This is a genomic window from uncultured Brevundimonas sp., assembly GCF_963977465.1.
GTDB lineage: Bacteria > Pseudomonadota > Alphaproteobacteria > Caulobacterales > Caulobacteraceae > Brevundimonas.
The window spans coordinates 66,229-81,126 of record NZ_CAXBOQ010000005.1 but is presented as its reverse complement, the minus strand read 5'-3'; the positions used below and the strand labels follow the sequence as shown (position 1 = coordinate 81,126).

The 14,898-nt window shown below is 67.4% G+C and carries 14 protein-coding genes; 11 read left to right on the top strand and 3 right to left on the bottom strand.

What is annotated here, in order from left to right:
* Positions 1-266 precede the first annotated feature (266 nt).
* The 11 genes from hemE to AAC067_RS11445 all read left to right on the top strand — a co-directional run bounded on the left by hemE (position 267) and on the right by AAC067_RS11445 (position 10,727).
* Entirely contained in the window at positions 267-1,301 is a 1,035-nt protein-coding gene (hemE, locus tag AAC067_RS11495) for a uroporphyrinogen decarboxylase (protein WP_339932634.1), read from the top strand.
* Entirely contained in the window at positions 1,298-2,356 is a 1,059-nt protein-coding gene (gene hemH / locus AAC067_RS11490; RefSeq protein WP_339932632.1) for a ferrochelatase, read from the top strand. Before hemE ends, hemH begins: the two co-directional genes overlap by 4 nt.
* Entirely contained in the window at positions 2,353-2,820 is a 468-nt protein-coding gene (locus tag AAC067_RS11485) for a CopD family protein (RefSeq protein WP_339932630.1), read from the top strand. Before hemH ends, AAC067_RS11485 begins: the two co-directional genes overlap by 4 nt.
* Before the next feature lie 216 nt (positions 2,821-3,036).
* Complete coding sequence (gene rho / locus AAC067_RS11480; protein ID WP_339932628.1) at positions 3,037-4,485, top strand: transcription termination factor Rho; 1,449 nt, start codon at positions 3,037-3,039, stop codon at positions 4,483-4,485.
* 48 nt (positions 4,486-4,533) lie between these two features.
* On the top strand, positions 4,534-4,770 hold the full coding sequence (locus AAC067_RS11475; RefSeq protein WP_339932626.1) for a DUF6489 family protein: 237 nt from the start codon (positions 4,534-4,536) through the stop codon (positions 4,768-4,770).
* Between the two features lie 148 nt (positions 4,771-4,918).
* Complete coding sequence (mnmE, locus tag AAC067_RS11470; protein ID WP_339933181.1) at positions 4,919-6,223, top strand: tRNA uridine-5-carboxymethylaminomethyl(34) synthesis GTPase MnmE; 1,305 nt, start codon at positions 4,919-4,921, stop codon at positions 6,221-6,223.
* Between the two features lie 60 nt (positions 6,224-6,283).
* Positions 6,284-8,143, top strand: coding sequence for a tRNA uridine-5-carboxymethylaminomethyl(34) synthesis enzyme MnmG (gene mnmG, locus AAC067_RS11465; RefSeq protein WP_339932624.1), 1,860 nt, complete (start codon positions 6,284-6,286; stop codon positions 8,141-8,143).
* The gene (gene rsmG / locus AAC067_RS11460) at positions 8,143-8,775 is read left to right on the top strand and encodes a 16S rRNA (guanine(527)-N(7))-methyltransferase RsmG (protein ID WP_339932622.1); all 633 of its coding nucleotides are present in this window, start codon (positions 8,143-8,145) and stop codon (positions 8,773-8,775) included. The genes mnmG and rsmG overlap by 1 nt, the downstream gene beginning before the upstream one ends.
* A 10-nt stretch (positions 8,776-8,785) precedes the next feature.
* A complete protein-coding gene (locus AAC067_RS11455; protein WP_339933180.1) occupies positions 8,786-9,589 on the top strand; it encodes a ParA family protein in 804 nt (267 codons plus the stop codon).
* A gap of 44 nt (positions 9,590-9,633) precedes the next feature.
* Complete coding sequence (locus AAC067_RS11450) at positions 9,634-10,518, top strand: ParB/RepB/Spo0J family partition protein (RefSeq protein WP_339932620.1); 885 nt, start codon at positions 9,634-9,636, stop codon at positions 10,516-10,518.
* Positions 10,519-10,541: 23 nt separating this feature from the next.
* A complete protein-coding gene (locus AAC067_RS11445; RefSeq protein WP_339932618.1) occupies positions 10,542-10,727 on the top strand; it encodes a hypothetical protein in 186 nt (61 codons plus the stop codon).
* A gap of 17 nt (positions 10,728-10,744) precedes the next feature.
* Here the strand turns inward: AAC067_RS11445 and holA are convergent, their stop codons facing one another.
* Genes holA through leuS form a run of 3 tightly spaced genes read right to left on the bottom strand, consistent with a single transcriptional unit; the run spans position 10,745 to position 14,843 of the window.
* On the bottom strand, positions 10,745-11,797 hold the full coding sequence (gene holA, locus AAC067_RS11440) for a DNA polymerase III subunit delta (RefSeq protein WP_339932616.1): 1,053 nt from the start codon (positions 11,795-11,797) through the stop codon (positions 10,745-10,747).
* Positions 11,794-12,282 (bottom strand): LPS assembly lipoprotein LptE, encoded by a 489-nt coding sequence (gene lptE, locus AAC067_RS11435; protein WP_339932614.1) that lies wholly within the window; start codon positions 12,280-12,282, stop codon positions 11,794-11,796. The genes holA and lptE overlap by 4 nt, the downstream gene beginning before the upstream one ends.
* Positions 12,282-14,843 (bottom strand): leucine--tRNA ligase, encoded by a 2,562-nt coding sequence (gene leuS, locus AAC067_RS11430; RefSeq protein WP_339932612.1) that lies wholly within the window; start codon positions 14,841-14,843, stop codon positions 12,282-12,284. The genes lptE and leuS overlap by 1 nt, the downstream gene beginning before the upstream one ends.
* Positions 14,844-14,898: the final 55 nt, after the last annotated feature.

Below are 14,898 nucleotides of genomic sequence, written 5' to 3'. Positions count from 1 at the left end.
CGTCGTCCCGGATCGAGTCCGGTCCGCAGAGCCCGCCAGTTAAGGATTTGTTAAGCATTATCCCCGGTTTCAACAGGGCTTGCCGGTCGGTCCGGCCGGTCCGGCCAGCGCCGTGGACAAGGCCAGATCCGGGCGGGACAGATGCCGTTATGTCCCCGTCATCCCGGGGCCCAACTACCTGCCTCCATTCTTTTTCAAATCTTTTATAAGAAGGGTTGGAAGGGCGAGGCTTGAGTGAACCGGGTCCGGCCCGTAAAGCCCAATGCATGACGAACCCCTTGCTGCTTCGAGTCCTTCAGGGCGAGACCACGGCCCGACCGCCGGTCTGGTTCATGCGCCAGGCCGGGCGCTATCTGCCGGAATACCGGGCGCTGCGGGCGACGACGCCGGACTTCATCTCTTTCTGCCTGACACCGGAGAAGGCAGCCGAGGCGACCCTGCAGCCGATGCGGCGGTTCGGCTATGACGCGGCCATCGTCTTTGCCGACATATTGCTGATCCCCCGGGCCCTGGGTCAGGAAGTCTGGTTCGAGGCCGGCGAGGGACCGCGGCTGGGGGCCATGCCGTCGGTCGAGGCCATGCGCGATCTCACCGAAGGGGCCGGCGAGGCGCTGAAGGAGGTGGGACAGACCCTGTCGCTGGTGCGCGCGGCGCTGGATCCCGACAAGGCGCTGATCGGCTTCGCCGGGGCCCCGTGGACGGTCGCCACCTATATGCTGGACGGCGAGGCCCGCAGCATCGGCAAGGGTGAGCGGGCCACGGCCCGGACCTATGCCTATGCCGATCCCGAGGGGGTTGATGCCCTGCTGGCGGTGCTGGTCGAGGCCACGGCCCATTATCTGAAGATGCAGGCCGATGCCGGGGCCCAGGTACTGAAGATCTTTGAGAGCTGGGCCGAGGGCCTGCCGGAAGACTTGTTCGAACGGCTGGTGCTCAAACCCCATAAGGCGCTGGTGCGACGGGTGCGTGAACTGGGCGTGACCGTGCCGCTGATCGGCTTTCCGCGCGGCTCGGCGGCGCTGGCCGAACGCTATGCGCGCGAGACGGAATTCCAGGCGGTGGCGCTGGACACGGCCTGTCCGCTGGAGATTGGACGTCGGGTCCAGGCGATCAAGCCGATCCAGGGCGCGCTGGACCCCCTTTTGCTGCGCAATGGCGGGGCCGGACTGGATCGGCGCGTCGATCAACTGCTGGAGGCCTGGGGTCAGGGGCCGTGGATTTTCAACCTCGGTCACGGCATCCTGCCGGACGTGCCGATCGCCCATGTCGAGCAGGTGCTGAAGCGGATCGGGGCCCAATGACCCAGGCGGTTGGACAGCGGATCGCGGTGGTGGTGTTCAACCTCGGCGGGCCCGACAGCGCCGCGACGGTACGGCCATTCCTGTTCAACCTGTTCAACGACAAGGCGATTATCGGCCTGCCTGCCCCACTGCGGACCCTGCTGGCCTGGTGGATTTCGTCGCGGCGGGAGAAGCCGGCCCAGGCCAATTATGCGCTGATGGGGACCCGGTGGAACGGGGGCTCGCCGCTGTTGCCCGAGACACTGGAGCAGACGGCGGCGCTGGAAGCGGTGCTGGGTGACCGGCTGCCCGGCGATACGGTGCGGGTGTTTACCGCCATGCGCTACTGGCATCCGATGACGGCCGAGACCGTGACCCGGGTGACGGCCTGGAAGCCGGATCAGCTGGTGCTGCTGCCGCTGTATCCGCAGTATTCGACCACGACGACAGCCTCGTCGCTGCAGGCCTGGAACGAGACCTACAAGGGGCTGGGCGTGGCGCGCACGGTCTGCTGCTATCCGCAGGCTCCGGGCTGGATCGAAACCCAGGCGGCAGCCATCACCGCGAAGCTGGCCGAAGCCGGCGACCGGCCGGTGCGGGTGCTGTTTTCAGCCCACGGTATCCCCGAGAGTCTGGTAACCAGCAAGGGTGATCCGTACCAGCAACAGATTGAGGCCGGCTGTGCCGCGGTGGCGGCGCGGGCCGGGCTGAGCGACTGGACGATCTGCTATCAGAGCCGGGTCGGGCCGATGATCTGGCTGGGGCCGTCTACGCCGGACGCCATCTGTCAGGCGGCGGTGGACGGCGTCGGGGTGGTGGTCGCGCCGATCGCCTTCGTGTCCGAACATATCGAGACGCTGGTCGAACTGGACATCGAATACGCCGAGCTGGCCGAACAGGTCGGGGCCCAACCCTATCTGCGGGTGCCGACACCCGGAACCGCCGCGCCCTTTATCGACGCCCTGGCGGAGGCGACCCTGCAGGCGCTGGAGCGGACCGGCACGGCCCCGTTCGGCCCGGGCTGTCAGGGGGACTGGGCCGCCTGTCCCTGTCAGACGGAAAGGACAGCCGCATGACCGCCTATGATCTGGCCCGGGGTCTGCACATTCTGGCGGTGATCGCCTGGATGGCGGGCATGTTGTTCCTGCCGCGCCTGTTCGCCTATGACGCCGAGCAGGCCGGCAAGCCCGAGCCGCTGCGATCCGAGATGCAGGCCCTGCTGCGGGGGTGGCAGGTGCGGTTGCTGCGCATCATCGTCAATCCCGCCATGATCCTGGCCTTTGTGTTCGGCGGCTGGCTGATCTGGATCGACGGGACCGCCAGGGGCTGGGGGTTTCTGCTGGAGCCGTGGATGGTGACCAAGCTGGCCGGGGTCGTCGCCCTGTCGGCCTGGCACGGTTTCCTTGCCGGCGAACGCAAGCGGATCGCCGCCGGCACCTCGACCCGTAGCGGACGGTTCTGGCGCATGACCAATGAGATCCCGTTCGTGATCGCGATCATCATGGTGCTGTCGGTGACGATCGAATGGCGCTTCGGCTGATCCGTCCCGCTTGACCTGACCGGGCCGGCGTGGTTTCGCTGGCGGTGAGCCGTTCCACCTCTGTCCCGGGGCGGCCCCTCTCTCTTGCGACGCCCGTGGCTCCGTGCCCGGGGCGACCCGTCGCCTCTCCTTCCGGCCGCGAGGCCAGACATCGCCAAGCCCGCCTCGACCCCGCTGCTCGCGGGCCCTCGCGGTCGCGCGCAGACCTGTAAGACCATGACCGACCAGACCGACACGCCCGATACCGATACCGAAACCCTCGTCGAGACGCCGGAGGCTGAAGCCCCTGATGTCGACAACCACGGCAAGCGCGAGGTTTCGGCCACGGAGCTGCCGCTGGTCGATCAGGAGTCGGACGACGATGACGATGATGACGACGACGGTGAATCGATCGTGCCCAACGGCCGCATCACCCTGCAGGAGCTGAATGACAAGACGCCGGCCGAGCTGGTCGCCTTTGCCGAACAGCTGGAGATCGAGAACGCCTCCAACCTGCGCAAACAGGATCTGTTGTTCGCCATCCTCAAGGCCCTGGCTGACGAGGAGGTGGAGATCATCGCCTCGGGCGTGCTGGAAATCCTGCCTGACGGTTTCGGTTTCCTGCGTAGCCCCGACGCCAACTATCTTCCGGGTCCGGACGATATTTACGTGTCGCCGTCGCAGATCCGCCGCTTCGGCCTGCGCTCGGGTGACACCGTCCACGGGGCCGTGCGCGGCCCGCGTGAGGGCGAGCGCTATTTCGCCCTGCTCAAGGTCGACACCATCAATTTCGAGGACCCGGAAACGGTCCGCACCAAGGTCCTGTTCGACAACCTGACGCCGCTCTATCCCGACGAGCGCTTCACGATGGAGATCCAGGACCCGACGCTGAAGGATCGCTCGGGCCGGGTCATCGACATTGTCGCGCCCCTCGGCAAGGGCCAGCGCTGCCTGATCGTCGCCCCGCCGCGCGTCGGCAAGACGGTCATGCTGCAGAACATCGCCAAATCGATCGAGAAGAACCATCCGGAAGTCTTCCTGATCGTGCTGCTGATCGATGAGCGGCCCGAGGAAGTGACCGACATGCAGCGCACGGTGAAGGGTGAGGTCATCGCCTCGACCTTCGACGAACCGGCGACGCGCCACGTGGCTGTGGCCGAGATGGTGATCGAAAAGGCCAAGCGTCTGGTCGAGCACAAGCGTGACGTGGTCATCCTGCTGGATTCGATCACCCGCCTGGGCCGTGCCTATAACGCGACCGTGCCGTCGTCCGGCAAGGTCCTGACCGGCGGTGTCGACGCCAACGCCCTGCAACGGCCGAAACGTTTCTTCGGTGCAGCGCGGAATGTCGAACAGGGCGGCAGTCTGACCATCATCGCTACGGCCCTGATCGATACCGGCAGCCGGATGGACGAGGTCATCTTCGAAGAGTTCAAGGGCACCGGTAACTCGGAAATCGTTCTGGACCGCAAGGTCGCCGACAAGCGCATCTTCCCGGCCATCGACGTGCTGAAGTCCGGCACCCGCAAGGAGGAGCTGATCACGCCGAAGGATCAGTTGGCCAAGACCTATGTGCTGCGCCGTATCCTCAACCCGATGGGTCCGCAGGACGCGATCGAATTCCTGCTCGACAAGATGCGTCAGTCGAAGAACAACGGGGACTTCTTCCAGTCTATGAACACCTGATCCGTCTACGGACGGCTTCGTGTTTCACGTGAAACGGGGACAGCGGCGATGAAGGTCAATATCGAGATCGAATGTGAACCGGCCGAAGCGCGCGCCTTTCTGGGCCTGCCCAATGTCGAGCCGTTGAACGATCATCTGGTCAGCGAGATGAAGCGGCGCATGGACGAGAACATGTCGGCCATGAAGCCCGAGGAACTGATGAAGAACTGGACCAGCTTCGGCATGCAGGCCCAGGACCAGTTCCGTAAACTGATGGAAACCGCCGCGGGCAGCGCGACGAAATGATGCCCGTCTCCTCCCCACACCGTGGGGAGGGGGACCGCGAAGCGGTGGAGGGGCCCCTGCCTGTGTCCGTCGTCGACCGCCCCTCCGTCACGCCGCTGGCGCGTCGTGCCACCTCCCCATCGCTGCGCGACAGGGAGGAGACGTTTTGATCACCGACACCATCTTCGCCCTGGCCACGCCGCCGGGACGCGGGGCGATCGCCATCCTGAGGCTGTCCGGTCCGGGCGTGGACCCGGCCCTGACGGCGCTGGGGGCCGGCGGGCTGACGCCGCGCATGGCCAGTCTGCGCACCCTGAACCATGACGGCGAGACGCTCGACCAGGCGTTGGTGCTGCGGTTTCCGGGACCGGCCAGCTATACGGGTGAGGACTGCGCCGAACTGCATCTGCATGGCGGCCGGGCCGTGGTCGAGGCCGTGGCCGGGGCCCTGACGGCGCTGGGTCTGCGTCCGGCCGAGCCTGGCGAATTCACCCGCCGGGCCTTCGAGCACGGACGGATGGATCTGGCCCAGGCCGAGGCGGTGGCCGACCTGATCGACGCCGAGACTCGCAGCCAGAGGGCCCAGGCCCTGGGTCAGCTGGACGGGGCCCTGTCGCGAACCTATGCCGGGTTTCGCACCGATCTGCTGACCACCCTGGCCCTGGTCGAGGCCGAGATCGATTTTCCCGACGAGGATGTGCCCGACAATCTGGCCCGCAGTGCCGGCCCGATTCTGGACCGGTTGATCGACGACCTGAAGCGCGCCCTGGCCGATGCGGCGCGCGGCGAGCGGGTGCGGGCCGGCTATCGCATCGTGCTGATCGGCGAGACCAATGCCGGCAAGAGCTCGCTGTTCAACGCCCTGGTGGCGCGCGAAGCGGCCATCGTCACCCCTGTGGCCGGGACCACGCGCGATGTGCTGGACGCCGAGCTGATCATCAATGGCTATGCGGTGACCCTGTCGGACACGGCCGGGCTGCGGCTGAGCGAGGATTTGGTCGAGGTTGAGGGGGTGCGACGCGCCCGCGCGCGGGCCGAAGCGGCCGAACTCCGTCTGTGGGTGCGAGCCCCCGGGGATGAACCCGGCGAGGCCGAGGCCCTGTACCGGCCGGGGGACCTGACTATTCTGACCAAGGCCGATCTGGGCCCGGTGACGGCGGACGATCCGGACACCGTCGTGGTCAGCACCGTTACCGGGGCCGGTCTGGCTGCGCTGCACGACCGGATTGCCGCGCGGCTGATGGCCGATTTGGCCGGGACCGATTTCCCGGCCGTGACTCGTGAGCGGCACCGGCGGCGTCTGGTTGAGGCCCTGGTCGCGGTCGAGGCGGGACGCGCGGCGTTGGACCAGGGGCCGGAAATGGCCGGGGATGACCTGCGCCGGGCGGCGGCGGCCCTGGGCCGGGTCACCGGCGCGATCGGTGTCGAGGACATCCTCGGCGAGGTGTTTTCGACCTTCTGCATCGGCAAATAGGTTTCACGTGAAACAGCGCCCCGGTGGCCTTTGCCCGCCATATCCCCTATGTCCCGCCCCATGAAGCTGAAGTTCGACGTCATTGTCATCGGCGGGGGTCACGCCGGCTGCGAAGCCGCGGCGGTGTCCGCGCGCGCCGGAGGCGACACCCTGCTGTTGACGCAGAAGCTGGAAACCATCGGCGAGATGTCGTGCAACCCGGCCATCGGCGGTCTGGGCAAGGGCCACCTGGTGCGCGAGATCGACGCCATGGACGGGATCATGGGGCGGCTGGGCGATGTGTCCGGCATCCAGTTCCGTCTGCTGAATCGCTCGCGCGGCGCGGCGGTTCAGGGGCCGCGCAGCCAGATCGATCGCCGCCTGTATCGTGAGGCCATGCAGGCTGAACTGGCGCAGACGCCGAACCTGAGCCTGCGGGCGGGGACGGCCGAGCGGCTGATCCTGGACGGCAGCCGCGTGGTCGGCGTGATCACCGGCGACGGCGACGAGATCCGCGCCGCGGCCGTCGTCCTGACCACGGGCACCTTCCTCAACGGCGTCATCCATCGGGGCGACGAGCGGATCCCGGCCGGGCGCGACGGCGAAGCGCCATCGACGGGTCTGGCCGCGGACCTGTACGGGGCCGGGCTGCAGATGGGGCGGTTGAAGACCGGGACTCCAGCGCGGCTGGACGGGCGGACCATCGCCTGGGACCGGCTGGAGATGCAGGCCGCTGACGAGACGCCGGTGCCGTTCTCCTTTTTGACCGAGCGGATCGCGGTGCCGCAGATCGCCTGCGGCATCACCCACACCACGGAAGAGACACACCGGATCATCGCCGAAAATCTCGGCGAAAGCGCGGTCTATGGCGGACACCTGACCGGACGCGGCCCGCGCTATTGTCCGTCGATCGAGGACAAGGTGGTGCGCTTCGCCGACAAGACCAGCCATCAGGTCTTTCTCGAGCCCGAGGGCCTGGACGATCCGACCGTCTATCCGAACGGCATCTCGACCTCGGTGTCGCCGGCGACCCAGTCGGCCTTTCTGCGCACCATGCCGGGTCTGGAAGACGTCGCCGTGTTCCGCTTCGGCTATGCCATCGAGTATGACTATGTCGACCCGCGCGAGCTGAGCCCGGCGCTGGAGGTCAAGCGTCGGCCTGGCCTGTATCTGGCCGGCCAGATCAATGGCACCACCGGCTATGAGGAGGCGGGCGCTCAAGGATTGATCGCCGGACTCAATGCGGCGCGGGCCGCAGCCGGATCGGATCCAATCGTGCTGGGCCGGGACCAGGCCTATATCGGGGTGATGATCGACGATCTGGTGACGCGCGGTGTGACCGAGCCCTACCGGATGTTCACCAGCCGGGCCGAGTATCGATTGACGCTGCGGGCCGACAATGCCGATCAACGGTTGAGCCCGGTCGGAATCAATGCCGGAATCGTTGGCCCGGAGCGGCAGCGGCAATTCGCGGTCAAGGCGGCCCAGCTGGCCGAGGCCGCGAGCCTGGTGCGCGAGACTCGCTTCACCCCGCAGCAGGCCAGGGCCCTGGGCCTGAGCGTCAACGCCGACGGCCAGCGCCGGTCGATGCGCGACTTGCTGGCCTATCCCGGGGTCGACCTGACTGCGTTCGAGGCCGCGTATCCGGCCATCGCCGGCTGGAGCCCCGCCGTGCGCGAGCAGGTCGAGATCGACGCCGGCTATGCCAGTTATCTGGACCGGCAGGCCGCCGACGCCGTGGCCCTGCGCCGCGAAGAGAACCTGCAGGTGCCGTCTGACATGGACTATGCCGCTATCGGCGGCCTGTCGCACGAGATCCGCGAGAAGCTGACCCTGGTGCGGCCACTGACGCTCGGCCAGGCCGGCCGAATTGAGGGGATGACGCCGGGGGCGCTGACGGCGCTGTTGTCGCACGTGAAGAAGGCCCGGGTCGCCGCCTGATGGACACGCAACTCGCCGGGGCCGCGGACGCCTTTCAGGCCCGTACCGGGGCCACGCCCGCACAGATGGCCGATCTGGAAGCCTTCCGCCAGGAACTGGTGGCGGCCAATGCCGTGATGAATCTGGTCGGGCCCGACAGCCTGCCGGACTTCTGGAACCGTCATGCCTATGACTCGGCCCAGCTGCTGGAACATGAGCCCGACGCCCTGACCTGGGCCGACCTCGGGGCCGGGGCCGGGTTTCCGGGTCTGGTGCTGGCCATCCTGCTGAAGGGTCGGCCGGGGGCCCACGTCTGGCTGATCGACAGCCTGGGCAAACGCTGCCGGTTCCTCGAGATCGTGGTCGCTGATCTCGACCTGCCGGCGACGGTGATCAACGGCCGGGCCGAGAGCCAGAGCCTGGCGGTCGAGATCGTCACGGCCCGGGCGCTGGCCCCGCTTGAAACCCTGCTGGGTTATGCACAACCCTACATCAAACGGGGGGCGAAAGGCCTGTTCCTCAAGGGTGAGAAGGCGGAAGTTGAACTGGCCGCCGCCCGCCAGTCCTGGCGGGTCGACGCCGCCCTGTCCGTGTCGCGCAGTGACCCGCGTGGCCGTCTCGTTGAAGTCCGGAGTCTTCGCCGTGTCCCCTGACAGTTCCAGTTTGCGCAAGACCCGGGTGCTCGCGGTATCCAACCAGAAGGGCGGCGTGGGCAAGACCACCACGGCCATCAACCTGGGCACGGCCCTGGCCGCGATCGGTGAGAAGGTGCTGATCGTCGACATGGACCCGCAGGGCAATGCCTCGACCGGTCTGGGTGTTCCACGTGAAACACGGCGCATCACCATCTATGACGTGATCGTTGACGGCCGGGCCATCGATGAGGTCGCGGTCGAAACCACGGTTCCGGGTCTGCATATCATTCCGGGCGACGCCGACATGTCGGGGGTCGAGATCGAACTGGCCCAGGCCGATCGCCGCTCATACCGCCTGCGTGATGCGCTGGACGGCCATGGCCGCGACGGACATACCCGGTATGACTATGTGCTGATTGACTGCCCGCCGTCGCTGAACCTGCTGACGCTGAACGCAATGAGTGCCGCCGATGCCGTTCTGGTACCGTTGCAGTGCGAATTCTTCGCCCTCGAGGGCCTGACCCAACTGATGAAAACGATCGAGATGGTGCGCCAGAGCCTGAACCCGTCGCTGGAGATCCAGGGGCTGGTCCTGACCATGTATGATCGGCGCAGCACCCTGTCGGGTCAGGTGGCCGCTGACGTTCGCGCCCATTTCGGCGACAAGGTCTATGACGCGGTGATCCCGCGCAACGTCCGTGTGGCCGAAGCCCCGTCGTTCGGCAAGCCGGCCCTGATCTACGATCTGAAATGCGCCGGCAGCCAAGCCTATCTGAAACTGGCCCGGGAAGTCGTGGCGCGTGAGCGCCAACGCCGGCTTCAGCCCGCCTGACCCCACGCCTGCCAGAACCCATGCAAGAAAACGGAATCGATAGAGTGTCAGAACGTCAAAGAGGCCTGGGTCGCGGATTGTCGGCCCTGCTCGGTGAACAGATCAGCGAAAGCGTCTCCGTCAGCGGCGGCCCGACCCCGGGCGGGGTGCTGATGGCCCCGGTGGAGAGCCTGAAGCCCAATCCCGACCAGCCGCGCAAACAGTTTGACGCCGCCGAGCTGGACGAACTGGCCGCCTCGATCCGCGACAAGGGCGTGTTGATGCCCATTCTCGTGCGGGCCCAGCCCGGCGAGGACGGGATGTGGCAGATCATCGCCGGCGAGCGGCGCTGGCGCGCGGCCCAGCTGGCGCGGTTGACCGAGGTGCCGATCATCGACCGGCCGATGGACGATCTCGAGGTGCTGGAAGTCGCCATCATCGAGAATGTTCAGCGCGCGGACCTGAATCCGCTGGAAGAGGCTAATGCCTATGCCCTGCTGATGGAGCGTTTCGGCCGCACCCAGGACGCGGTGGCCGGGATCGTCGGCAAGAGCCGCAGCCATGTGGCCAATACCCTGCGCTTGCTGCAACTGCCCGAAGGGGTGTTGGAGCATGTGACGTCCGGACGGCTGTCAGCCGGTCACGCCCGGGCCCTGATCACCGCCCCTGATCCGGCGGCCCTGGCCGAACAGGTGCTGGCCCAGGGCCTGAACGTGCGACAGGCCGAGGCCCTGGCCCGGCAGGCGGCCGCCGGCCCGAAGCCGGCCCGGGTCGGCAGCGAGCGGGAGACCGGCGGCAATGCAGACGTGGCAGCGCTGGAGCAGGATCTGGCCGATGCCCTGGGCCTGAAGGTCCAGCTGGCCGACCGGCGCGGCAAGGGCGAGCTGACCATCCGCTACGCCAGTCTGGAGCAGCTGGACGATCTGTGCCGACGGTTGATGCGGTCCTGAGCGGGCTCGTGTAGGATAGGGCCATGACCGACAAGATCCCGACCCCCGAATCCGCCGCTGATGCCCTGAAACGTGTGCTGGCCGCCAAGCGCGGGGCCGCGCCGGCCCATGCCGGGTTCGATGCAGGCAAGTCAGGCGAGCGTGTCATAGCGGCCAAGAATGCCGCTCTGGCCAAGCCCGCCTTCCGCAAGGCCTCCAAGCGGGGCTAGCCTGAGGCCGTAATGGTCTAGAGGCCCAGTCGCCGGGCCCGGGCCGCGATTTCCAGCAACAGACGTTCGGCCAACAGGGCATCGGGAGAGCCCGTGGTCTTGGTGGCGACGTCGGCCGTGTTGATGCTGTCCAGCACCTTGTCGAGGTCCTCCAGACGCCAATTACGGGCCTGGCGCAGCATCTCGCCCTCCTGTTTCCAGAACACGCCGGCGGCCTTGGCCGCGGTCTTGGCATTGGTGCCGTCGGCCTGCAGCACATTGATACGACGCAGCTTGCCGAGGTGGATCGAGGCCTGACGCACGGCCATGACCGGACTTTCGCCCTCGGCCAGGGCCCGACGCAGGCCGGACTGGGCCGGGGCGGGGCGGCCACCGAAGGCCTGGAGGGCCGCGTCCTGCAGCGAGGCGTCCGGTTCGACCCCGAGGTGGGCCTCCAGCTCCTCGACATCGATGGTCCGGCCCGAACCGGGGCCGATATAGAGGGCCAGTCGCTCAATTTCCTGGCGCATCAGGCCCCGTTCGCGGGGCAGGCGGCTGACAAACCGGTCCAGAGCGTCCGAGGTCAGGCCGACCTTGTCGCCGGCCAGCGCCTCACGCGTCATCCGGGCGACATCGCCCGTCTCGTCCTCGTAGCAGACGATGGCGGCTGCCCCCTTGGCCGCTTCGGCGGCCTTGCGCAGGGCCGAGTCCCGGCCCAGCACGCCCGCCTCGATCACCAGGACGGCGTCGGGATTATAGCCCCCGTCGGCATGCACCTTGAGCGCCGCAGCCAGCATCTTGTCGATCGCCGACTTCTCGGCCGACAGGCGCACGCGGACCAGACGACGGCCCCCGGTCATCGACAGGGCTGTCAGGGCCTCGTCCAGCCGGGCCTCGTCACCGTCGATGTCGCTGTCAGTCAGCAGGGTGACGTTGAACGGGTCGTTGAGGTCCGGGGTGATGGCGCGACACAGGACACCGGCGCGCTCACCGACCCCGGAGCGGTCCTTGCCGTGGATCAGAACCGCCCGGATCGCCGGGTCGGGCCGGGCCAGAAAACGGTCGATCTCGGGGCGTTTGGACAGGATCACGGCTGCGGGGGCGTCCCCGACAGCGCGCGCAGCAGATTGAGGCGGATGCGACGGGCGAGAGCGGTCGCGGCGCGGTCCTCACCGTCCTGCTGGGCGGCGATGGCGGCATAGGGCTGGTCGGCAGCGGCATAGGTGGTGGTGACCACCTCGACCCCGCCCAGCGGTGTGCCGCCGGTGACCGGCGTCAGGGTCCAGGCTCCGCGGACGGTCAGCTCATAGCGGGTCGCCGTATCGTCGATGCGGCGGCCCAGCGGGCGGCGCGACTGTTCGACGATGGTCTCCAGCCGCCACAACGCCGGCTGGCTGCCGTCATGGGCCAGGGCGTCGTCAAGCTGTTCGCGCAGGCGATAGCCGAGCCGGTCGTCCGGGGTCGAGACCGTGATGCGCGACAGGCTGGAGCCGGCTCCAGCGTCCCCGTACAGGGGCGTGAAGCCACAGCCGGACAGGCCCAGCGCCAGAGCCAGCAGGGCGAGCGGGGCCCGCATCAGCCGACGACCAGATTGACGATGCGATCCTTGACCACGATGACCTTCCGAACCGAGACAGCGTTGCTGGACAGATAGGCCTGAATGGCCGGATTGGCGAGGGCCGCGGCCTCGACGTCAGCGTCCGCCGACCCGCGCGCCATGGTGATCTCGCTGCGGCGCTTGCCGCTGATCTGGATCGGCAGGACGACCTCGTCATCGGCAGCCAGGGCCGGGTCCCATTCGGGCCAGGGCGCGTCGAGCACGAGACCGGTCTCGCCCAGCCGGGTCCAGCATTCCTCGGCCAGATGGGGCGTAAACGGGGCGACCAGCCGCGCCAGCGCTGACAGGGCCTCGCGCCGCGCCGCGCCGCTGGCCTTGTCGTGGGTCCGGACCGTGGCGACGAAGGCATAGAGCTTGGCGATGGCCGAGTTGAAACGGAAGCCATCGACTCCTTCGGTAACGGCGCGGATGGCCTTGTGGGTCTCGCGACGCAGGGCCGTATTCGCGGCGGCGTCGCCGGGACGGTCGGGATTGAAGCCGTCGAACTCGGCCCAGACGCGCTGGACGAAGCGCGACGCGCCCTCGACCCCGCCCGTGGTCCACTGCACATCGCGTTCGGGTGGGCTGTCGGAGAGGACGAACAGACGTCCGGCATCCACCCCCCAAGTTTCGACGATCTGCTGGGGTGCGACGACGTTTTTCTTCGATTTCGACATCTTCTCGATGTCGCCGATGGTCAGGGCCTCGCCGGTGGAGATCTGGCGGGCCGAGCGCCGGCCGTCGTCATTGGCCAGTTCGACATCGGTGGGTTCGACCCACTGGCCGTCGGCGCGGCGGTAGGTCTCGTGGACCACCATGCCCTGGGTGAACAGACCGGCGAAGGGTTCGCGCACATTCATCAGCCCGGCGTCGCTGAGGGCCCTGCTGATGAAGCGGGCGTAGAGAAGGTGCAGAACTGCGTGCTCGACGCCGCCGATATACTGGTCGACCGGCAGCCAGTGGTCGGCGGCGGCGCGGCTGATCGGTTCGGCCGCGGTCGGGTCGGTGAAACGGGCGAAATACCAGCTGGAGTCGACGAAGGTGTCGAGGGTGTCGGTCTCGCGCGTCGCCGCCTCGCCGCAGGTCGGGCAGGCCACGTGTTTCCACGTCGGGTGGCGGGCCAGCGGATTGCCGGGCACGTCGAAGGTCACATCCTCGGGCAGGACCACCGGCAGCTGGTCGGCCGGAACCGGGACCACGCCGCAGGACGGGCAGTGGATGAACGGGATCGGGCAACCCCAGTAGCGCTGACGGCTGACGCCCCAGTCGCGCAGGCGATAGATGGTCGCGCCTTCACCCTGGCCGGCGATCTCGATGCGGCCGATGGCCTCGACCTTGCCCGTCTCGATCGACAGACCGTCGAGAAAGTCGGAGTTGAACAGGCTTCCGGGACCGACATAGGCCTCGTTCGCGACGGTGAAATCGTCGCCTGCGCTCTCGGGGCGGACCACGGGCAGCACCGGCAGGTCGTATTTGCGCGCGAAATCCAGGTCGCGCTGGTCATGGGCCGGGCAGCCGAAGATGGCCCCGGTGCCGTATTCGGACAGGATGAAATTGGCGATCCAGACGCTGATCTCGCGGCCGTCGAACGGGTGCAGGACTTTCAGTCCGGTGTCCCAGCCGATCTTCTCGGCCTGTTCGATATCGGCCTGGGAGGCCCCGCCCTTGCGGCATTCGGCGACAAAGGCAGCGACGCGGGGATCAGTTTCGGCCAGGGCCCGGGCGATCGGATGGTCAGGAGCGATGCCCATGAACGACGCCCCGAACAGGGTGTCGGGCCGCGTCGTGTAGATTTCCAGCCCGTCGGGGGCGGCGGCCGGGGCCGCACCGGCCCAGGCAAAGGTCATCTGCAGACCCTTGGACCGGCCGATCCAGTTCTCCTGCATCAACCGGACCTTGTCGGGCCAGCGATCCAGCTCGCCGAGACCGTCGATCAGATCGTCCGCATACTGTGTAATACGGAGAAACCATTGATTTAATTTACGTTTTTCGACCACTGCGCCGGAACGCCAGCCCTTGCCGTCGATGACCTGTTCATTGGCCAGCACGGTGTTGTCGACCGGATCCCAGTTGACCACTCCGTCCTTGCGATAGACGAGGCCCTGTTTGAACAGCTCGAGGAACCAGGCCTGCTGCTGGCCGTAGTAGGCCGGGTCGCAGGTGGCGAATTCACGCGACCAGTCCAGCGACAGGCCCAGCAGTTTCAGCTGTTCGCGCATCGTCGCGATATTGGCCCGGGTCCAGTCCCCCGGATGGACGCCACGCTCCATGGCGGCGTTCTCGGCCGGCATGCCGAAGGCGTCCCAGCCCATCGGATGCAGCACGTCAAAGCCCTGGGCCCGCCGGGACCGGGCCACGACATCGCCCATCACATAGTTGCGGGCATGGCCCATGTGGATGTTGCCCGACGGATAGGGAAACATTTCCAGCACATAGTATTTGGGCCGGCCGGTGCCGGCCGTCGGCATGGCAAAGGCTTCAGCGGCCTGCCAGCGCGCCTGCTGGCGGGGTTCGGTGATCTTGGGCTCGTAGCGGGCCACGGATTATCCTGAAGAGGGCTCTCCAGGGAGGTGGCCTGAGAGAGGCTTTGGAGAA